Genomic DNA, 20437 nt, shown 5'->3' on the forward strand with positions numbered 1-20437 from the left:
ATCGGCCAGAGGCGGGTCCCCGAACCACCCGACAGGATAACGGGGACGATCTTACGTACGGTCATGAATCCTCCAGATTGCGCCGAGCTATAACGGCGAGTCCGTGCCTGCCAATCGTATAATCGGTCAATTCGCTGCACGGTCTTCAGGGGTCTGGTATCTGGTCGCGTCACGCCGATCGGGTACCGGCCGCACTATCCGACATGTCGACATGTCGGATAGTCGGGTTACGAGATTGTGGTAGTCTGCCCCGTGGTCGACACCGCGGCCAAGCCCGTCATGTCCGCAATTCCGTGCCGCGGACTGGCCGCTTCCAGCCGGGCGATCACGCCTTCCGTTACGCGTGCGAGCGCTTCTTCTGAGAAGAAACCGCCGGGGATGAGGCACTGGTCGATGAGCACGCGGCGGAACGCGGCAAACGTCTCCGCGTCGGGCTTGCCGGGATCGCGCCAGAACTCGTCGAGCGATCCCTGGAAGGTGATCCCGTCCATGTCGTAGACCGCATGGCCGAGCGCGATCACCGGGACGCCCTGCATCAGCGCCAGCGTCCCGCTGGTGCTGTTGATCGTCACCATGCCTTTCGCCTTGCACGCGATCGGCACCATGTCGCCGCTTTCGAGATAGTCGACACGGTCGGTAATACCGTGGAGGGCCGCGAGCGACGCGGTTTCCTCACGCCAGTCGCGGACGCCGTTATCGAGCGGGTGCTCCTTGATGACCAGTCGCAGCGGGGCAGGGGCATTCTCGGCAAAGGAATGCATCACCATCCGCAATGCGTCGGCGATGCCGGCAAAGCTCGAATGCAGCCGGATCTGGGCATCGGAATCGAGCTGCAACGGAAACAGCACATAGGGATCGCCGCGGGTCTCGATTTCCGCGACCAGCGCGGCCGCCCGCACCGCAGCCTGCTTGCGGCCGCGCAACCGGCGTACCCAGCCCATCGCCTCGACCAGCGGATGCCACGGCCGGTGATTGGCCCAATGCGGGTAATACCAGCGGCTGAAAACGTCGGCGACGTTGTACGCGACCGCCTCGAGCGCGCGTCGCCGAAACGACGATGCGACCTGGCGATGCTCGGGGATCGGCGGAAGCGTTGCGGCCTGGGCGCGGTACCAGGCCGGATCGCGTGGCAAGCTCGAATGGCCGTTCACGCCGCCCAGTTCGAGCGTCACCCAGTCCGGCCGGATATAACCTTCCTCGAACACATGGACGGGGATGTGGAGGGTGCGGCACACCTGGGTCGCGCCGAGGTGCATCGCCCGGCAATCACCGAACAGCATGACATCGGTGATCTGGTGCTCCTCGATCAGCCGCGCCAGCGCGTCGGGCCAGTCGGCGAGCGAACCGCGATAGTCGATGCCGTTGGGCAGCCGCCAGAACAGCCGGTCGCCACCGTTGAAATTGACTTTATAGACCCCGTAGCCCTGCTGGCGCAGCGCCTTGCCGACCCGGCCGAAGAGCGGCCCCATCAGCCCTTGTAGAAGCAGGACGTTGCGTCGCGCCGGGGGTTGTATCGAACTCGGTGCCGCTATTTTGGGTGTAATGTCGGGCACATCGGCAAAGGAAGAAAGCATGCGGCAGCCTTTCATACATATCCGATGCAGGCGATAGACACATAATGCGGTGCATCATGGCGCGTGTCCGTCGGCATCCGGGCCGTTGACCCGGCAGCTAGATAGGTTGACGCACGGAGGCAAGATGACCGGCGGTGACAGCCTCACGGCCTCCCGCTATACGCCCGCCGCTACCAGTCCGTCGTCGCTTGCCTTCGCGCGTCGATATCATGACCCTCCTTCGAGTCCGACACCGCGGCAGACTGTGACGATCGGTTTTATATCCTTCCTGCTGATGCTGAGCGTCTCGCTGGCGCTCGATGCGGCGGTGCGACCGCGGCACCGCGATCGGGGCAGCACGCTGCGCAGTGCGCCGGGATTGATCCTGCACTGTCTGACGATGACCGCGCTGTTCGGCCTGATCCTGGCGCTTTCGGGAAGCGCGCCGGTTGCCGCCAGCCTGATCGTCGCGCTCATGGCGGTGTTCGTGACCGCATCGAACGCCAAGCACGCGATGCTGGGCGAGCCGTTGCTGTTCTCCGACCTGGCGCTGCTCTCCGCGCTGGTCCGACATCCCGGTTTCTATTTCACCGCGCTGTCGACGCCGCAGAAGTCGGGGCTGGCGATCGGTGCGCTCGGCCTGCTCCTCGCGCTGGTCTGGCTGTTCGTGCCGCATCTGACGCCGCATCTCGTGGGGTCGGGGGTGCTGCTGCTGGCGGGAGGGACCCTGGCGGCGCTGCTCCGCGGCAAGGCCTTTGCCGGCCTCGCGCGGATACCCGACATCGACGCCGATCTCGCACGCCACGGCCTGATCGCGACGCTGCTGCTGTATTGGCAGCGCTGGCGCGAAACCCCCGATCCCCCCTTATGCCCGACCGAATTTTCCGATGGATCGCTACCCGCAACCGATCCAGCAGCCGAATGTGCCCAGCCGGATCTCGTGATCGTCATCCAGTGCGAATCCTTTGCCGATCCGGTCGACCTGACGAACGATCCCCGACACGCTTTGCCCGGACTGGCGCGGGCGCGCGCGACGGCGTCGCAATGGGGCAACCTCGGCGTCAGCGGGTTCGGCGCCTATACGATGCGGACCGAATTCGGCGTGTTGTTCGGGCGTAGCGAGGCGGCGCTGGGCTTCCGTCGCTACGATCCCTTTCTGACCGCGCAGCGCGAAGGCTCCTACGCGCTGTCTGCCCGGCTTGGCGCATCTGGTTATGGCTGTCTGTTCGTGCACCCGCACGACCTGCGCTTCTACGGGCGCGACCAGATGATGCCGGCGATCGGTTTCGACCGCCTGATCGGGGAGGAGCATTTCCCGCCGGCAGAACCCGGCACCGGCCGCTACGTCGCCGACCGGACGCTCGGGGCGTCGCTCCGCAAACTGATCGACGACGCTGCGGAACCGACGTTCCTCTATGCGGTAACGATGGAAAATCACGGTCCGTGGATGAAGGACCGGGTGACCGGGTCGCCCGGCGGGCTCGACGCCTATCTTCACCATGTCCGCAACAGCGACACGATGCTGACCGAACTGATCGACGACCTCGCCGACACCAGCCGCTCCGCGCTGCTGGTCTTCTTCGGCGATCACCGCCCGAGCATTCCCGGCGTCGCCGAACCGGGGCCGGTCCGCCACACCCCCTATGTGATGCTGCGGTTCGTCGACGGAAAGCCGATTCCGGCACCAGTCACCGGCGCCGATGGCCGCATCGATCTCACCCCCGACCAGCTGCATCATGCCATCCTGCGCGCCGTCCGCGGCGCCTCCGTCACTTCGGCCTGAGGCTCCGCAACAACCGATCGCGCAGGCCCGCGGGCAGCAGGCGATCGATCAGCCGCAACGCGGCGAACGGCCAGGGCAGGACGAGATGCGCGTCGCCGCGTGCGCTCGCCGCCACGATCCGCGCGGCGACGTCGGCGGGTTGCATCAGGAGGCGCTGCGGTGCTGCGACCTGACGCCCTTCGGGCCGGTCGATCGGGCCGGGCGAGACGAGCATCACGTTGACGCCATGAGAGGCCGCGCCGATCCGCAGTGCCTGCGCGAAGCGGGCGAGGCCTGCCTTCGATCCGGCATAGGCCGCGGCGAACGGGAGCGCATGAAACGCCGCGGCCGATCCGATCAGGATGATATGGCCGTGGCCACGCGCTGCCATCCTGTCGGCCAGCGCCGCGGCCATCGCGCTCGGCGTGACGAAGTTGACCAGGCCCAGCCTGACCATCCGGGCCGGGTCTTCGCCCCGTTCGTGGCGACCCTGGATATCGCCGAGCCCGGCCGCGAGCACGGCTATGTCGATGCCCCCCGCAGACTCCTCCGCGTCGATCGCGGCGAGCGCCGCTGCGGGATCGACGAGATCGAGCAATCGGAGAGTTACCATCGCACCGGCGTCACGGCACTGATCCGCGACCTGCTCGAGCCGTTCGTGGTCGCGTCCCCACAACACGAGCAGGACATCCGGACCGGCATAATGTCGCGCGATCGCGGCGCCCAACCCGCGCGAGGCACCGGTGATGAGAATTCGCTGTCGCACGTCTATCCTGAATGGCGCTTATCTGAAGGAGCTGTCGGGTGTGTCGTCTACACCATAATTTGGCCCAAACCCGACGCGGTCTGTCGACAAATGCCGTTTCTCGGTAAGCTCAGGATAATCTATTGCTCCTAGTGTCACTTGACAGGGGTACCCCGCCTCTGTCCATAGCGGCGGTATGAGTATGCGTAGACAAGAGCCAAGGCCGAACCACGGCGGAGGCGCCGAGTATCCGCAACGCCTTCGGCTGTTTCGCAGCGATCTGCTCGAACGCCTGACCGTGATATCGCCCCGCGCGTTCGTCGCGACCTGGTCCATGATCCTCGTGCTGGTCACATGGGCGGGCTGGGGAACCGTGGCGCCGCTGACCTGGGTCGGACTGGTGATGACGGGTCTGCTGATCTGGTCGCTGTTCGAATATTGCATGCACCGCTTTCTGTTCCATCTGGAATTGCAGTCGGACCTGGGCCGCTGGCTCGGCTATGTGATACACGGCAATCATCATTCCGATCCGAACGATCCCTATCGCAGCCTGATGCCCCCGATCGTCAGCGTGACCTGGTCGGGTGCGATCTGGATCGGCCTGGCGTCGGCGTTCGGCCCTGCGGGCACGGTGATCTTCCTGGGGTTCGCGATCGGCTACGTCGCCTATGATAGCATCCATTACGCCTGCCATCAGCTACCGGCGCGCGGTCCGCTGATGCGCGCGTTGCGCCGCCATCACCTTCGCCATCATTTCGGTCGTCGCGACGGCAATTACGCGATCACGACGATCTTCTGGGATCGCCTGTTCGGCTCGCATATCTCCGCCAAGGCGGCAGCGACTGCGCCGGAGACCCCCGTACACTCCTGATCAAGGGTCCGATTGCGGGCCTGACCGAGACATGGTGCAGTGGCGATCGGTTCGACGCGCCCCCCGTCTCGGGCCCGCCTCAGTCCCGCTTCAGCGACGCCCCTTCATCAGGCGACCTTGGATCTGCCGCAGGCGCGTGACCCAGCCAAGCCGGTTGACGGCATCGCCCGCAACCATCCGCGCGAACAGCGTCTCGGGTTCGCAGGGCAGGCCGCTGACCGGATCCAGATACCGCGGATAGAGGATCAGCACGCCGGCGACGAGTTCGTCGAGCGTGAGCACGCGTCCCCTGCGATCGGAGATCGGCATCAGATCCCGCGTCAGTCCCCAGCCGGCATAGAACGGCATGCCGTGGCAGGTGACGTCGCACCCGCGCAACAGCGCCTCGAAACCGGTCAGCGAGGTCAGGACATGGACCGCATCGACGCGTTCCAGCAATGCGGCCATGCCGCCTCCGCGGACAATCCGGTCCGCAACGCCCAACGCGTCCGCATCGGGCACCGCGCCCTTGCGATGCCCGGCGTCGACATCGGGGTGCGGCCGGAACCAGAGTTCGGCCTCGGGCTCGAGCGCACGCGCACGGCGCAGCAGTTCGAGGTTGCTGGCGAGGCCTCCGCCACCCAGCTTGACCGACATATCGTCCTCGACCTGCCCGGGTACCAGCACGAGACGACGCCCGGGTTGGCGGGCCGGAAACACGTGCGGGGCGTTGCCGCCATATTTGCTGATCCCGCCCGCCAGGATGGCCGCGCGGAGATGCGCCGCGCGCGCCAGCAATGCCGGGGGGAAGTGCGTCTCCGCGAGCAACATCTCGAGATCGCTCGCGCGGCTCGGATCATAATGGATCCCGCGCCAGTCGACGGTGATCGAGGAGGGCGGCACCATGTCGCTGCCCAGCCCGACCGACCGGACGAAACCATCCTCGACCCGCACCAGCGGGACGCCCGCGGCCGCGGCATCGCGGACCATCGCCGGCGAGATCCGCGACGGCCACACCGCGACCGCACCACCGTGCCGCCTGGCATGCGCGATGGCGCGGCGTTCGGACGAAAAGAAGCGCAACCGGCGATCGGGCGACCAGAGGAAGCGCGCGATCTCGCGGCGCTTCCACCAGGCGATCCCGCAGGCCGCAACAATCCCGCGATTGCCGTCGCCTATCCGCCGCCAGAAGCCGAGATGCGCGATCGTCGCATCGATCCCGGTGTCCAGACCCGTCGCCGGATCGCGGTAGCGCGTGTCGAACAGCGCGGTGGCGATCCGCTGGCGGCGCGCCTCCAGGGCCGTATCCGGCGCCCCATAGGCCCCGTCGGACAGTATCCGCACGCGACATCCGGCGATGTCGGCCAACGCCACCCATTCGTCGTCGCCATGCGCGACCAGTTGCACGTCGTCGTCGAGCAGCGACCAGGGATCGACCTCCCCGAAGATCATCACCCCACGCGGATGCGGCGCGCGCAATGCCGGGTCGCGTGCGCGATCGGCCGGCAGCAGCCAGACGACCGCGTCCTGCTCGGCATCGGTCATGCCCGCACGAAGGTCTGCGACCTCGGACGCTGACCGTGCGCGGACGATCGTGCGGGCATCCGACGCAGCGGCGGGTCTCGCCCAGAAGGGGCCACCGACCCTGACCTCCCGGATAGCCGCGAAGATCCGCGCGATGTCGGCGTGCTCGACCGCCGGCGCGATCGCACCCGCGGTCGCAGGTATCGGGCCCGAATACGTCACGGCCGCGCCGGGAAAGGGCGGCGCGCGGAGCAGAGGGTCGGTCTTCGCGTCCCTCACGGCACCGTCCCGTCCGGATGCGCAGGCGCAGCCGCGGTCTTCAGCCCGGCGTCGCTCCAGGGCTGACCCAGCAGCCCGCGCAACCGGTCGCGGATCGACCAGGCCAGCGGCGCACGACGCTCGGCGATCCCGGGCAGGCTGAACGGATCGAGCCCGGTCCAGGGCAGGAAGGGATTGCGCCGGCCATAGGTCCAGATCTCGATCCGCACCGATGGTCGGACCGACGCGCCCCGCGCGTGAAACCCCGACGTATCTGCGACGACCAGGGTATTGGCGGGTACGGCGAATGCCTGCGGTTCGGGCAGATCGAGCGCCGGCAGTTCTTCCGGCGCGATCCGTAACGATCCGCGCGCCGACAACCGATCGAGACCCGACCGCGCGCGAACGCTGCGATCGCGTTCCCAGGCCAGTCGCTGCGGCGTCATCCGGTGCGACCCGGGAACATAGACCAACGGGCCTTCGTCCACGGCGACATCGGTCAGGAACAGCCACGCCTTGACCGTCGCGTGGAAGGTGTCGGCGTGTAGCGCGGTCTGCGGGTCGGGCGCGGCATCGCTCACATGGCTGAGGATGGTTTGGATATAGCCGACCGGTTCGCTGTCGAAGCTGCCGACATAGCGCATCAGCCCACGCCACCGGGCACTGCCGACCAACGCCGCGACTGCCGGCATCGCCGCCAGCGCGGCGGGATCGAGCGCGATCCGGCGGGTGATCGTATCGCCCTGCAGCATCTCGCGCGCCGGGGCGACATGCGCCAGCACCTGCCGCTTGAGGTCGGCGAACACATCGGCCGGCAGAAAGTCCCGCGTGAGAACGAAGCCGTCGCGGTCGAACGCGGCGCGATCCTCGGCCGAGACGAGATGTGCGAGCCGCTTGCGGCGGACCGCGGCCATCATCCCCGCCAGACGCACGCGCGCGACGTGCAGGCCCCAGCGGTTGAGCAGCGGAGACCCGATGATCGGATTGTCGCTGAAGGCCTTGGCGCCGGTCGGCAATTGCGCGATCCACCAGGGCAATAAGAGGTAACGGGCCGGTTTCATCGCCACCCTCTCTCCGAGGAGATCGACGGACGCAAGCATGCTGGTCGAGCAGGATCGATCATAGGCGGTTTACGGGCGCCGATCCCAGGCGACGCACTGCAAACCGGCATCGCTGCTCTGGATGATCCCGAACGCGCCGGTCCGCAATTTCAAGCTGGGGAGCGCACGTGCCTGCGTCATCAGTACAGCGTCGGCGAGCAACGCGAACCGCGCGGCGCCGTTGCTCGTGACGAGCAAGGTCGTGCTTCCCACCTGTTCCGCAAACGCCTGTTCCGCAAACAGGGCACGCCACCCCGCCAGCCGCGCTGCGGCATCGACGACCCACCCGGGGGGCGCGACGCCGTGCGTTTCCCATGCGGCCAGCGCGTCGCTGCCGATCCGCGCGATCACCTCGCTCTCGATCCGATCCTCGTCCGGCCCGTGATCGATCTCGGCGAGCAGCGGCGCGGGGATGACGGTCGGCGCATCGTCGAACGCGCCGCGGATCGCCTCCGCGGTCTCGCGCGTCCGCAGGAGCGGTGAACAGAGGATGGTGTCGAAGCGATACCCCTGTTCGGCGAAATAGCCTCCCAGCCGACGCGCCTGCTCGTGACCGCTGGCGACGAGCGGCAGGTCGGTTCTCGCGCCGATCCGGCGCGGGGCTTCGTGGTCGGCAAAGGTATTGCCGTGGCGGACGATGACGAACGTTCGGGTCACGACGCGTAAGGGTCGCCGAAGCGCCGGATCAGGTCCTCGGCAAGCGCGACGTCCTCGGGCGTGTCGATCCCCGACATGGCGTGCGTGGGCGGCGCGACCGCAAGCGTCTGGATATCGAGCCCCATCTCGAGGAAACGCAGCTGTTCGAGCCCTTCCAATCGCTCATAGCGGGTCGGGGGCATCGCCTCGAAACGCTCGAGCGCCTCGATTCGATAGGCATAGAGTCCGAGATGACGGAACACCGGCGACAGCGGGCTTTCCGCACGGAGACGGTCTTCGTCGCGAATCGCGGGGATGATCGTCTTCGAGAACCAGAACGCCTTGCCCTGGGCGTCGCGGGCGCAGGTCGTACCGCTGAACGGCGACCGCGCCTTGTGCGCGCGCATCGCGTCGAGCGCGGGCCAGTTGAGCTGGACCACCGGCGTGACGCAAGCGGCCGGGCTTTCCCGCGCGGCCGCGATCAGCGCGGCGACCATGTCGGCCGGAATGAACGGCGCATCGCCCTGGAGGTTGACGATGATATGCGGCCGCACGTCACGCCCCCCCGCCGCGGCGCAGGCACGCCCCGAACCCGACCGGATGTCGCGTGCGGTCATCACCGCATCGCAACCGAGCGATTGCGCATGTGCCGCGATGCGGTCGTCGTCGGTCGCCACGACCACGTCGCAACCGCCGGCGATCGTCGCGGCGGTGCGCGCGACCTGGACGACGCGCTCCAGCAGCGTTCGGCCCGCAATCCGGAGCAGCGGCTTGCCTGGCAACCGCGTCGAGCCGTATCGCGCCGGAACGACGATCAGGTCTTTAGGTGGCTGGACGCCAGGATGAACGGGAGTCAGACGACGCCAGCCCGCAACAGGTCGTGGACGTGCAGCACGCCGATCAGCCGGGTGCCGTCGCACACGAACAGGACCATGACGGCGTTGGCATTCATCGTCCGCAGCGCTTCGGTCGACAGCGTCGTTGGCGGCACGGCGAGCGGGGTCGGCGTCATATGCGCCTCGATCGGATCCTGCAGATGCTGGGTCGCGAAACTGCGCCGCAGATCGCCATCGGTAAACGCGCCGACCAGATTGCCATCGGCATCGACGACCGCAGTCGAGCCATAACGCTTGCGGCTCATCTCGAAGGTCGCATCCATCAGCGACGCACCGAGCCGGACCACGGGCACCTCTTCGCCACGGCCCATCAACTGCTCGACAGTGACGAGCTTGGCCCCCAACTGACCGCCCGGGTGCAGCGACAGGAAATCGGATTTCGAAAAGCCGCGCTGCTCAATCAGCGCGATCGCCAGCGCATCGCCCAAGACCGCCTGCAGCGTGGTCGACGAGGTCGGTGCGAGTTCGTTCGGGCACGCCTCGCGGACATGCGGCAGGACCAGACAGATATGCGCGGCCTTGCCCGCGGTGCTGTTCGCCTTGGCGGTCGCGACGATCAGCGTGATGTTGAACCGGTGGCAATAGGCGATGATGTCGCCGAGCTCGGCGGTCTCGCCCGACCAGGTGATCGCGAGCACGATATCGCTCGGGGTGATCATCCCCAGATCGCCGTGGCTGGCTTCGCCCGGATGGATGAACAGCGACGGCGTGCCCGTCGAGGTCATCGTCGCGGCGATCTTGCGGCCGATGATCCCGCTCTTGCCCATCCCGCTGACGATCAGCCGGCCGGAGGTCGCCGCGATCGCTGCGACCGACAGCTTGAACGCATCGCGGAGTGCTGAATTCTCCAGCGCGATCGCGAGAATGTTGAGCGCTTCCTGTTCGATCCGAACCGTCTTCAACGCCGATACCAGCGCGGCGTCGCCGACTTTACGCATTTCCATGGACTGCAACTCGTCACCTCGCCGGAGGGGCTCGTCATATCGCATATGGCGAATCCGTCCCTTAAAAGATACACGACGGCCGGGAGCCGTCGCGCGGCCCATACTGCAAGTGTGACGGGTGATCCAGTTTTTACAGTTCTCGCGGTCAGCCGTAACGATGTCGGTTTGATACCGATAATTGCGGCGGTCATCGAATGACGAAGGGTTAAGATAGATGCAATTATGCGGCAAGGCGGTGGGGTCGACGGAACCTTTGTTCCTGATCGCGGGTCCATGCGCGATCGAAAACGAAGCGCTTGCGCTGTCGACCGCCGAGACGCTGAAACGTATCGCGGACCGGCTGGGCATCCTGCTGATCTATAAGAGTTCGTTCGACAAGGCCAACCGCAGTTCCGGACTGTCGTTCCGCGGGCCCGGAATGGACGAAGGCCTGCGGATCCTCGCCAAGGTGCGCTCCGAAATCGGCGTACCGGTTCTCACCGACGTCCATACCGCCGAGCAGGTCGCGGCGGTCGCGGAGGTGGTGGACATGCTCCAGACGCCCGCGTTCCTCGCGCGCCAGACCGACTTCATCGCGGCGGTCGCGGCCTGCGGCAAGCCGGTCAACATCAAGAAGGCGCAGTTCATGGCGCCGGGCGACATGACGAACGTCATCGACAAGGCGCGACGTGCCGCGACCGAGGCGGGCTGCGATCCCGACAGCTTCACGGTGTGCGAACGCGGCGCGACGTTTGGCTACAACAATCTGGTATCGGACATGCGCAGCCTGGCGATCATGCGCGACACCGGATGCCCGGTGGTGTTCGACGCGACCCATTCGGTGCAGTTGCCGGGCGGGCAGGGCGATCGATCGGGCGGCCAGCGCGAGTTCGTGCCCGTCCTGGCGCGCGCCGCAGTCGGTGCCGGCGTCGCCGGCCTGTTCATCGAAACGCATCCCGATCCCGATCAGGCACTTTCGGATGGCCCGAATGCCTGGCCGCTGGATGACATGGAGCCGTTGCTGCGTCAGTTGATGGCGATCGACGCAGTGGTCAAGGCGACACCGATGCTCTGACCTTATCGGGGATCTTATCGGGATATTATTGGGCCGGGAGGGTTTCCAGCCAGCGTTCGACGATCGCGAAATGGCCCTCCCAGCTTGGTGCCCGGTATGCGCGCATCGCCGCGACCTGCCGCGCGCGTTCGGGGGAGGGACCACAGAAATCGAGGATCGTGCGCTCCCATTCTCCCGCGTCGTGGACCGGGATGAACGTCGGGATCGTGTCCGCGATCTCACGGAACACGGCCAAGTCGGATGCGATCACCGGCGCACCGAGCTGCAACGCCTCGATCACCGGCATGCCGAAGCCCTCGGCGAACGACGGCATCAACAGCGCGCGCGCGCTTTTCAGCAGCCCCGCCAGTTCGTGGTCGTCGCAACGACCGCGTTCGATCACCACGCCCTGCAGCGCGATGCTCCGGTCGAGCAAGGCAAACGCGCCCTCGGCCTCCCAACCGCGTTGCCCGACCAGCAGCAGGCGCGGGGCCGCGTCACCAAGCCGTTCGACCAGCCGCTTCCACACCTGCAGCAGCAGCAGGTGGTTCTTGCGCCCCTCGATCGTACCGACGACCACAAAATAGGGATGATCGGCGGGCGTCGGCGCGACCTCGGCCGGCAGCACGTCGCCGGCCAGCCACGCGGCGACCATAGGCGGGGAGGGGAGACCATACTGAGCGGCGAAGTCGCGCAGCGCGGTCAGCGTGGCCTCAGAATTGCCGATGATCCCGCTTGCGCTGCGCAAGGCGTTGGTCATGCGCTGGACGTGCCGACCGGCTTCGCCTGGCCGACAGAATTCGGGTGTCTCGATCGGAATAAGATCGTGGATCAGATGGACCGCACGCAGACCATGGTGGGCGATCCAGCTTACCAGGCTGTCGTCGTTCAGCCCGGTATGGCCGATATTGAGATAGAACTGGCCGCGTTGCGGCGCGCTGGCGAAGGCGGTCGGGATCGCCTTGCCCAGTACCGCGATCAGCTTCTGCCGGGACGGAAGCCCGGGGGCGACGAGCAGCGCCATCAGGCGTCGCGAATTGGCCGCGGTGAGCACGATACGGCGTCGCTTCCACTGGATGACCGCCTGCGCACGCGGACCGAAATGCTCGACATACGCCAGGCACACGCGATCGATGCCGGTCGGCAGCCGACCGGACCAGTAGCGCCAGATCGAGCGGCTGACGTCGATTAATATGGGGGTTGCCACGGCAATGTCGTCCGGAGCGGGGGCGGGCGGGCGGTCAACCATGGTCATGGTCGACGGTCGTCGATCTTGCGACCGACCCAGCAAAAGGCCCGGTAGGGAAATTGCACGTAACTGTCCTCGAAACCCGACGCAGGACCACGTCGGAATGTGGCTCACCGAGGAATGCCACGGCTGCCACTAGGGAGATCGTCCCTAGCGGCAGATTGCCTGTCGGCAAAGCGACGCCATCGGCGGTCGAGACCACCGATGGCGTCAACCGCTTACTTGAAGCGGATACCGATGCCGCCCATCACGCGCTGACGCGACGTGTGGTCGTCATACTGCGAGTAGACATACTGCGCGTTGACGTAGAGACCCGAGAGCGGGCCCTGGAAGCGGTTCGCCATCGAGGCTTCGACGCCACCGCCGACCTGATAGCCGTCGGTGTTGAAGTGGTTGTAGAAGCTCGTCTGGCCAGCCGGTGCGTCGAAGCGCTTGCGCTGCTCGTTGGTGACGTAACCGCCCTTGGCGAACACGAGGAGCTGCGGTGCGACCAGAACGCCTGCGCGAACGCCGACGCCATATTCCTCGAACGACTTGTGGCAGATCGACCCGCCCGAAACGCCGGCGGTGCAGTTTTCACCGAAACCGCTCGAACGCCAGTAGGTCGCTTCCGGCCCGATCACGATCCGCTCGCCGATCTGGCCGTCGAAGCCGATGCTCGCGCCGTAGCCGAACTTGTCGTCGTGGCGGCCCTGCGACTGGAAGCGATCGCCACCAGCGTTACCTTCGATGCGGAAACCGCGGAACGAGGTCGGGCCGGTATCGGTTGTGGTCTGGGTCGTGTCCGGCGTCGCATCCTGTGCGAGGGCCGGGGTAGCAACGGCCGCAAAGCCCGCGATCGCGCAGAGCGCAACGATTTTACGCATGTAAACATCCTTGATTGGTACGGTAGACGACGTTGAAACCGTGGCGCTGGCGGGACGTTCCCCGCCTAACATAGAATAATCGAAGCGTGGCTTTTGGGCCACAGGTTCGCCGCGCCACTCGGTTCCCGTTATTTTAGCTTCGTTAAATTTCGGTTATCCAATCGATGGTGGTGCGATCGCTCCAAGGTGCCGAACGTCGCGCCAAGCCTCTTCGCGCGCCTGTACCGTAAAACTTCTGTCCGCATCCCGGCCGGCGCGCTAGGGCCGGCGCCATGCGATCAATCAAACGGTGGTGGATCCGCGTATCCGCGCAGTTGCCGCTCAGTCCGCGGTCGGCCGGTGTCCGGGTACATCGAACGACAGCCCGTCATATTCGCGCTGGAAATGCCGCCCGCGAACATCAGGCGTGGCGGAACGCGGCGATGGCCTATCGTCAGGCCTTGGCGCGCGAACCCCATTTGCAGCATGTCTGGGTGCAGCTGGGCCATATGGAAAAAGAGGCCGGCGAGATCGACTTGGCCACGAGCGCCTATGAAGAAGCGGCGCGCCTCAGGCCGGACGACACGGAACCGCTCCTCCGGCTGGGCCATCTGGCGAAAGCATGGCGCCAACCGGCCGATGCCGCAGGCTATTTCATCGCGGCCCTGCAGCGCGACCGCAATACCTTGCAGGCCGTTTCCGAACTCGTGCGCCTTCTCCCTGATCGCGACGATATCGAGCCGGCCTTGTGGACGGCCGTGCTCGACGTTTTGGACATAGAACCGAACGACCGGATATCGAACGATACCGGCCACCTGCCCCCAGGAGCGGTGGTACTCGACGTCACCGATCTGCTCGCCTTTTTCGGCCAGCGGCGCCTGCCCACCGGTATCCAACGCGTCCAGATCGAGGTGTCGCTGGTGGGCCTCGAACAGATGTTCGATCCACAGCCGGTATTCTGCGTCTATTCGAGTGCGCGACGAGGTTGGATCAGATTGTCGCGCGAGCATTTCGATACGCTTTGCCGACTGGCCAAGCAAAGCGACGACGTCCAGGACCCGGCTTGGACCCGCCAGCTCGACCGGATGTATCGAGAAATCGCGGTAGCCCGTACGCTGCGATTTTCCCCGTCGACCGTGTTGGTGAACTTGGGGACGTCGTGGGCGGATCGGAATTATCTGCTCGACGTCCGTATGGTCCGCGCGCGCGATGGCGTGGTGTACGTCCCGTTGGTGTTCGACCTGATCCCGCTGATCGGACCGCAATGGTTCATGCAATCGCTGGTCCGCGACTATCGGGCGTGGTTCGGATCGCTGCTCCATTCCGCCGACGGGTTCCTGGCGATTTCCGAGGCCACACGCCAGGATCTGGTGCGTGTCTCCGCGGACTGGCGAGCACCTGTCCCCCCGGAATCGGTGCCGGTCGTCCGTCTCGACGGCGACTTCCGCCAGGCCTCGGCCGATGCCGCGTCGCTGCACGCTCATGGCCTCGAACCCGGCAGCTACGTACTGCTCGTCTCGACACTCGAGCCGCGCAAGAACCACCGGACCGCGTTCGAAGCATGGCTGGCGCTCGCCGATACGCTGGGCGAAGCGCACGTTCCCCGGCTCGTCTGCGTCGGTGGTCGCGGCTGGCTCAACGAAGACCTGCATCAGATGCTGCGCGACAGCCCAGCGCTGCGGCGCATGGTCCTCATCCTGCACGGGATACCCGACGACACCCTGGCCACCCTCTACGAGCATTGCCTGTTCGCGCTGTACCCCAGCTTCTACGAGGGGTGGGGACTGCCGGTGTCCGAAGCGCTCTCTTACGGCAAGGTTCCGGCGATCTCGCGCGTGTCGTCGCTACCCGAGGCCGGCGGACGCTTCGCGCAGTATTTCGATCCAAGCGATCCTGCCGATATCGCAACGACCGTGCGGGCGCTCCTGCACGCGCCGACGCGACACAGCGCCGAAGCGGCGATCCATCAGGATTATGTGCCGCGCACATGGCGCGGGATAGCGCAGGATGTCGTCACCAAGGCCGGGAGCGTCTCGTCGCGCGTGCAGGATACGCTGCCTTGTCTTGCCGGTGCAGGGCAATGGACCCTGGCGCTGCCGCACCAAGCGAACACGACGGATCGACCCGTCACGGACGCATGGCAAGGCGAAGCGCTCCGGCATGGCCGGGCGTGGCAATCACCTGGCCTGTCGGGATGCAGGATCGATGGAGACGATGCCGCGCTGTGGTTCCACTGGGCAGGCGCGCAAGGCGCCATGCTGCATATCCATTTCGTGGCCGGCCGAGCCGAGGCCACGGCCAAAGTCGGGATGGATGGTGTGGATCGGGCGTGTCGTGTTCAGCCCGGCATGCCCGAGATCGTCTCCTGCCCGCTGCCGAATACGGCCAAGACTCTTTGGATCACGATCGTACCGATCATCGGCGACGTGATCGTCGAAAAGATCGAGATCACGACATAGGACACACTGACAAGATCGGTAATTTGTTGCCGGTCAACTAAGCCAGACCGTGCGGATTCAGCCAATATACGACGTATACGCGCCTAAAGCTGATAACCGAAATCGCGCATCAATTCGCGAAACATTGCCGTCAGCTTTTCTATCGTGGCCGCCTGCAGCTTGTTTGCGTGGTCGCCAGGCGTTCCACGACGGATATGCCGTGTTGGATCTTCGAATACCGGGCGAATATCGTGGGCTACTGCAACGGCATCTATGATCTCTGTGTCTATCTCTATGCGGAGATGTGCCATCACAGCCCTAAGCAGCTGCCTCTTGTCGAAGAATATATCTTCGTAGCGAACCATGAGCAGGTTTTTGTCGAAGATACGCGCCCTGTAGCAGCATAGCTTGTCGTACAAGACCTCTGCATGATCGATCACATACTCGTCTATTTCCATATGCTTATCACGCATGTGGTAATCTACGACGGAGTCCGCATTCTTGTTGGGAAGCCTGTGAGAAAAATGCTTACCGCCAAATGAAAAATATTGTGATGTCAGTATGTCTCTAGGATCTCTTATCAGAAAGACCTTGGGAACGTCGCTAAGTCGCGCGTAGTTTTCTAGGATAGCGGGAAAATTCCGAAACCCGAAATACACGTAGCCCGGCGTGAACATCGGTCGAATATCATCGTCCGTCTGCCAATTATCATCGCCGATACCTTCCATAAACAAGATATCGGGTATCGATATCGCTGGAATTGCGCCTCTAGCGCAGGCATCCTCCAACATCCCAAAAAGCAGAGAGCTTCCTGCCTTGTGGACCGAAAACACAAATGACTCACTGCTGACACTGGCTGTCGGCATTTTTATAATGGAACTATAGTCCATACGAGTTTTTGCATGTTCTATACACGATCATAACTACACATACGCCCTTGAACTAATACAGTCCCGGCATCTCGCGTAGAGAAACGAACACAACCTTAAATCTCAAGCGAGAAACCAGAACGATCTGGGGCAGAATCTATCATGACTTCAAACAAAATGAAGCCAAGTTCCTGCCCGGGCGGACGCAACACGTCGCTGACTTCCAACGTTATATCGATATCCCCGACCGGCCAGTCCACCAGCCATGCGCGACGCTCGACGTGACCGATCGGGCCCGCCAACGGTGCACACCAGTCATAGGCCCGGCCTGCGATCACCGGGCGCACGCGTTGATCGCGGACGCCCGCGGCCAAGGCGAGACGCAGTGTCCGAGGTCCGCCAGTCGCGGTTCGCACGCGGATCTGGCATGTGTCGCCCAGGCTCCATCGGAAGGGGGCGTGTAGTCCTTCCTGCGGGACCGCCGGTTCTTCGGGCAGAAAGTTCGCCACGCGCTGCCAGTCGCCGTCGAACTCCAGCGTCGGCGTCGGCCAAGCTGCGGCGGGCACCAGCGCGAGCTTCGTTTCTTCCCAGCCAGGTGTCGTCGACACCGACTGACCGATCGCACTCAATCCGACCACATGGAGAAGCGGGCCGTCGACGTCACCATGCCGTTCGAACCTGACGCGGATCGGACCAGCATCGTATAGGCCGGCCACCGATACCGTATCGGCACCGTACTCGCCGAGGCAGAACGTCGCAGCGCTGTCGCCCGCATGGACGGTCCATGTGTCGCCGGGCGTTCCTCGAACGTGCACTCGCAGCCCCGATATGTCGGCATGATCGAGGCAGCCGACAATCTCCGCATCGCGTCCGCCGATCGACAGGCCCTTTTCCCCATCCGCAGCGATGAAGGGCAGTGCGTCGCCCAGCACCGCCATCGTCGCAGACCCGGCGATCGGATCGAACCAGCCGGGTTGCTCGGCGTCCCGGTAAGATCGCACCCGTACGGTTCCGCCGCGCAGATGCAGGGGCGACGATCCGCCGACACCCGAAAAATCGGAGCAGCGCTCGTCTATCGCGGTGGCAAGCGCCACCAGCGAACGCGTTGCCACGATCAGGTCGCGGAATCGGCACGCATCGTCCGCCGTGTCATGCTGCACGTGCGTCGCGATTCCCAAAGCGTCCAGTTCATCGTCGGGCCGCAGAACAGTACCGCTCTGGTCGAGGACCATGAGGCCGCACGCCCATGCTGCGCCGGCAAGCATCGTGCCGCCCGGTTCGGAGACGACCGCGGCGTCCGCTGCGCTGAGCAGATACGACAGCAGCAGCGGGTCGGCGATCGTGCCCAGCGCAAGCACCGCGCATCCGGGCGTCTCGGACGATGAACTATGGCCGAAGTTCAGGATCCGCGACGGGCCCTCCACCATCGCGGCGACCCGCGCGATCGCGGTCGCCGTTTGCTCTGCGGATGCCTCGGCGATGCAGACGATCCGCTCGTCCGCGGCAAAGCCCAGACGCTGGCGAGCCTCGCGCCGATGCCGCGGGAGAAGCAGATCGGTATCCACCGCCAGCGGCAGGTCGACCGCCTCGCCTGCATGCCGGACGAGACGTAGCGTTCCGCCATCGCTGGCGATCGTCAACGCTGCATCGGCGCGGTCGGCGAGACCTTGCGACGCGATGACCAAGGCACCGGGCGGCAGTGCCGGCACGGTACCGGCGCCGACGACGACGTGGCGCACGTCATATCCGAGCAGCGCCAGCCCCGCCGCAAGCAGCGCGGCCGGTGTCCGCCCGAGCAGCGGCCGATCGCCGTCGAGCACCCATATCACCGGTGGATCGAACACCGTGGTCGTCCGCGCGACCGCCTGGGCAAGCGCACAGCCGAGCCGGAGTACTACGGCGGTTTCAGCGGTGGCGCGGTACAAGACCGGTGCCGCGCCCTGGATGCTGGACAGGTGCAACGAGGCCCCCATCGAATCGCGCGCGTCGACGAACCCCGCCGCAGCGCCGGCGCCGGTCGCATCGAGCAGCGCGGATGCCGCGTCGATGCCGCGCGGAGTCATCACAGACCCGCGCCGCAGGATCAAAACCTCGTCATGGCCTGCGGCATGAAGCATCTGGCGCAACAGCTCGATGTCGATGTGCGGACCGGCGATATCGATGCAGCCGGCGATGTCAGCGTCCCGAGCACGAACGACCCGGTCCAGCACCGCGCTTTGTGGATCGCAGACGACGAAGATCGCCGTGCCGACCGGCGCAACCGCGGCGCAGCCGGTCAGGCTCAGGTCGAGCAGATCGGGCTCGTCGTCGTCGCACAGGACGGCGATCGCCAGCGCCGGACGATCGGACCGCATCGGCTGGGGAGGGGGAAGAACCGGTCGGCGCAGGAACGCTTCGTCGGTGCTGGTCGCTTCGCACCGGATCAGCAATACGGAGCGCGCATCGGGAGGCCCGTTGCAGTCGATGAACAGGCTGTTTTCACCGGGCTCGAGCCAGCGCACGGTTTCGATCACCTGATCGATGAGGGGTATGGGATTCTCAAGCGTAATCGGCTGCGGTTCGCGCACGCCGATGCCGAGACCGATGACGATATCCTTGCGGCTCGCGCGAAGCGTCAGGCGAAGCCGATAGCGACCGCTCGCCCGCACGCGTATCGCGATCTCGGCCCGGCAACCATCGATCCAGCGAATACCGCCCGGGAGCTGATATTGCGGATAGGGTCCTTCCGGTGCGGCGAACCCCGTCACCGGACGACAGACCGCACTGATCTCCGGGCGACCGTCGCGCAGGAGTGCGGGTGCCGTGAGCATTGCGGGGTCGTAGGCGGTCTCGATCCACCGTGCGCTCGCTTGGTCGAACGTGACGATCGTGCCGAGCACACTCAGTTCGGTGGTGTCCGGCAAGGCCGCAGCCGTGTCGATCTCGCGGCGATAGGCGTCCATGTCGCCCGACAACTGCCCGAGGCGACGACGGTGAAACCCCGTCAACGAGTCGACCGTACTGTGCCCGGCAACGCGCGCCATGCGGCGCCAGAGATCCCAGTCGCCGGCCAGACGAAACGCCGGATCGACGCCCCCTACCGCGTTCCAGACCCGCCCCGAAAAAAACGTCCCCTCCTGCATCAGGAAGGATAGCGTGCGGCCATCGTGAAGGCCGTCGGCCAACGCCTTGCGCGCGTAGGGAAGTGCCGGTGCCAGCACGATCACCGCGCCAGCCTCGTTGAGCAAGGCGGTCCGGCCGCTGAGGAATTCGCACCCCGGTATGTCTTCGAAAACGCCGCCCACGGTCACCAGCGCGCCTTGCGCCAAGCCGTCGTCGCTGTTGATCCAGGTCAGGATGTCAGTGTCTTGCGGTGCCAGTCGCGCAAACCCGCGCTGCAACGCATCGTACATCCCGCCATCTCGCTCGGACTCGAAGCTGAAGACGATATTGCCCGCATGGGGGATGTAGAGGCCCTCACGCAATCGTCGGTCCCACGCGTGCAGCTTGTCCACCGTACCGTCGGTCGAGCCCCCGTCCTGCACGTGATAATGAAGCGAATATCCGGGGACGCCCTGTCGCAGGACCGAAGCGACCGCCTCGTCGATGAACGCCTCGGCATTGAAGACGGGCGTGACGATCAGGAAGCGTCGCAGGCCTATCTCGGGCGCATGGGGTGCGTGCCCGTCGTCAGCGGTTTCGACCGGTTCGTCGAAATGCGATTGCGGCAAGGGGGCCTGCGCTTGCATCAGCAAA

Annotated in this window: 16 protein-coding genes; 4 read left to right on the forward strand and 12 right to left on the reverse strand. The window is 65.4% G+C overall.

Annotated features, from left to right (window positions below):
- Positions 1-227 precede the first annotated feature (227 nt).
- Complete coding sequence (locus tag C8J43_RS17955; protein WP_056056105.1) at positions 228-1469, reverse strand: capsular biosynthesis protein; 1242 nt, start codon at positions 1467-1469, stop codon at positions 228-230.
- A 349-nt stretch (positions 1470-1818) separates the two neighbouring features.
- On the opposite strand from C8J43_RS17955, the gene C8J43_RS17960 reads away from it, so the two are divergent.
- Positions 1819-3336, forward strand: a complete 1518-nt coding sequence (locus C8J43_RS17960) for an LTA synthase family protein (RefSeq protein WP_330218692.1) — start codon at positions 1819-1821, stop codon at positions 3334-3336.
- Here C8J43_RS17960 and C8J43_RS17965 read toward each other — a convergent pair.
- Positions 3323-4081, reverse strand: a complete 759-nt coding sequence (locus C8J43_RS17965; RefSeq protein ID WP_082471070.1) for an SDR family NAD(P)-dependent oxidoreductase — start codon at positions 4079-4081, stop codon at positions 3323-3325. The two genes, C8J43_RS17960 and C8J43_RS17965, sit on opposite strands and share 14 nt — an antisense overlap.
- Positions 4082-4256: 175 nt before the next feature.
- On the opposite strand from C8J43_RS17965, the gene C8J43_RS17970 reads away from it, so the two are divergent.
- Positions 4257-4931 carry a sterol desaturase family protein gene (locus C8J43_RS17970; RefSeq protein WP_231420912.1) on the forward strand — a complete coding sequence of 225 codons (675 nt, stop codon included), beginning with the start codon at positions 4257-4259 and terminating at the stop codon, positions 4929-4931.
- Positions 4932-5021: 90 nt separating this feature from the next.
- Here C8J43_RS17970 and C8J43_RS17975 read toward each other — a convergent pair whose 3' ends face one another.
- The 5 genes from C8J43_RS17975 to C8J43_RS17995 all read right to left on the reverse strand — a co-directional run bounded on the left by C8J43_RS17975 (position 5022) and on the right by C8J43_RS17995 (position 10268).
- Entirely contained in the window at positions 5022-6713 is a 1692-nt protein-coding gene (locus tag C8J43_RS17975; RefSeq protein WP_056056111.1) for a capsule biosynthesis protein, read from the reverse strand.
- A complete protein-coding gene (locus tag C8J43_RS17980; RefSeq protein ID WP_056056113.1) occupies positions 6710-7753 on the reverse strand; it encodes a phytanoyl-CoA dioxygenase family protein in 1044 nt (347 codons plus the stop codon). The genes C8J43_RS17975 and C8J43_RS17980 overlap by 4 nt, the downstream gene beginning before the upstream one ends.
- 69 nt (positions 7754-7822) lie before the next feature.
- A complete protein-coding gene (locus tag C8J43_RS17985) occupies positions 7823-8449 on the reverse strand; it encodes a histidine phosphatase family protein (protein ID WP_056056115.1) in 627 nt (208 codons plus the stop codon).
- Complete coding sequence (locus C8J43_RS17990) at positions 8446-9243, reverse strand: 3-deoxy-manno-octulosonate cytidylyltransferase (RefSeq protein WP_133032102.1); 798 nt, start codon at positions 9241-9243, stop codon at positions 8446-8448. Before C8J43_RS17990 ends, C8J43_RS17985 begins: the two co-directional genes overlap by 4 nt.
- Positions 9244-9281: 38 nt before the next feature.
- The gene (locus tag C8J43_RS17995; protein ID WP_056056117.1) at positions 9282-10268 is read right to left on the reverse strand and encodes a KpsF/GutQ family sugar-phosphate isomerase; all 987 of its coding nucleotides are present in this window, start codon (positions 10266-10268) and stop codon (positions 9282-9284) included.
- A gap of 214 nt (positions 10269-10482) precedes the next feature.
- Between C8J43_RS17995 and kdsA the strand changes: the two genes are divergently transcribed.
- Positions 10483-11322 (forward strand): 3-deoxy-8-phosphooctulonate synthase, encoded by an 840-nt coding sequence (gene kdsA, locus C8J43_RS18000; protein ID WP_056056119.1) that lies wholly within the window; start codon positions 10483-10485, stop codon positions 11320-11322.
- 25 nt (positions 11323-11347) lie between these two features.
- Here the strand turns inward: kdsA and C8J43_RS18005 are convergent, their stop codons facing one another.
- From C8J43_RS18005 to C8J43_RS21995, 3 genes are all read right to left on the reverse strand, one after another.
- Positions 11348-12556, reverse strand: coding sequence for a glycosyltransferase family 1 protein (locus tag C8J43_RS18005; RefSeq protein WP_231420914.1), 1209 nt, complete (start codon positions 12554-12556; stop codon positions 11348-11350).
- A 212-nt stretch (positions 12557-12768) separates the two neighbouring features.
- On the reverse strand, positions 12769-13416 hold the full coding sequence (locus tag C8J43_RS18010) for a hypothetical protein (protein ID WP_056056120.1): 648 nt from the start codon (positions 13414-13416) through the stop codon (positions 12769-12771).
- Between the two features lie 278 nt (positions 13417-13694).
- On the reverse strand, positions 13695-14291 hold the full coding sequence (locus C8J43_RS21995) for a hypothetical protein (protein WP_165899674.1): 597 nt from the start codon (positions 14289-14291) through the stop codon (positions 13695-13697).
- Positions 14292-14315: 24 nt separating this feature from the next.
- On the opposite strand from C8J43_RS21995, the gene C8J43_RS18015 reads away from it, so the two are divergent.
- Complete coding sequence (locus tag C8J43_RS18015) at positions 14316-15854, forward strand: glycosyltransferase family 1 protein (protein WP_207893448.1); 1539 nt, start codon at positions 14316-14318, stop codon at positions 15852-15854.
- An 83-nt stretch (positions 15855-15937) separates the two neighbouring features.
- On the opposite strand, the gene C8J43_RS18020 is transcribed toward C8J43_RS18015, so the two are convergent.
- Positions 15938-16561 carry a sulfotransferase domain-containing protein gene (locus C8J43_RS18020; protein WP_165899676.1) on the reverse strand — a complete coding sequence of 208 codons (624 nt, stop codon included), beginning with the start codon at positions 16559-16561 and terminating at the stop codon, positions 15938-15940.
- A 257-nt stretch (positions 16562-16818) separates the two neighbouring features.
- A complete protein-coding gene (locus C8J43_RS18025; RefSeq protein ID WP_133032089.1) occupies positions 16819-20430 on the reverse strand; it encodes a glycosyltransferase in 3612 nt (1203 codons plus the stop codon).
- Positions 20431-20437 lie beyond the last annotated feature (7 nt).

It is taken from the genome of Sphingomonas sp. PP-CE-1G-424, assembly GCF_004341085.1.
In the GTDB taxonomy this organism is placed as follows: Bacteria; Pseudomonadota; Alphaproteobacteria; order Sphingomonadales; family Sphingomonadaceae; genus Sphingomonas.

Excerpts from the sequence above, each read along its gene's own strand:
- C8J43_RS17955 (WP_056056105.1), bottom strand. The coding sequence starts at position 1,469 with ATGGGGCCGCTCTTCGGCCGGGTCGGCAAGGCGCTGCGCCAGCAGGGC.
- C8J43_RS17970 (WP_231420912.1), top strand. The coding sequence starts at position 4,257 with ATGAGTATGCGTAGACAAGAGCCAAGGCCGAACCACGGCGGAGGCGCC.
- C8J43_RS17980 (WP_056056113.1), bottom strand. The coding sequence starts at position 7,753 with ATGAAACCGGCCCGTTACCTCTTATTGCCCTGGTGGATCGCGCAATTG.
- C8J43_RS17995 (WP_056056117.1), bottom strand. The coding sequence starts at position 10,268 with ATGGAAATGCGTAAAGTCGGCGACGCCGCGCTGGTATCGGCGTTGAAG.
- kdsA (WP_056056119.1), top strand. The coding sequence starts at position 10,483 with ATGCAATTATGCGGCAAGGCGGTGGGGTCGACGGAACCTTTGTTCCTG.
- C8J43_RS18005 (WP_231420914.1), bottom strand. The coding sequence starts at position 12,556 with ATGACCATGGTTGACCGCCCGCCCGCCCCCGCTCCGGACGACATTGCC.
- C8J43_RS18010 (WP_056056120.1), bottom strand. The coding sequence starts at position 13,416 with ATGCGTAAAATCGTTGCGCTCTGCGCGATCGCGGGCTTTGCGGCCGTT.
- C8J43_RS18020 (WP_165899676.1), bottom strand. The coding sequence starts at position 16,561 with ATGGAAGGTATCGGCGATGATAATTGGCAGACGGACGATGATATTCGA.
- C8J43_RS18025 (WP_133032089.1), bottom strand. The coding sequence starts at position 20,430 with ATGCAAGCGCAGGCCCCCTTGCCGCAATCGCATTTCGACGAACCGGTC.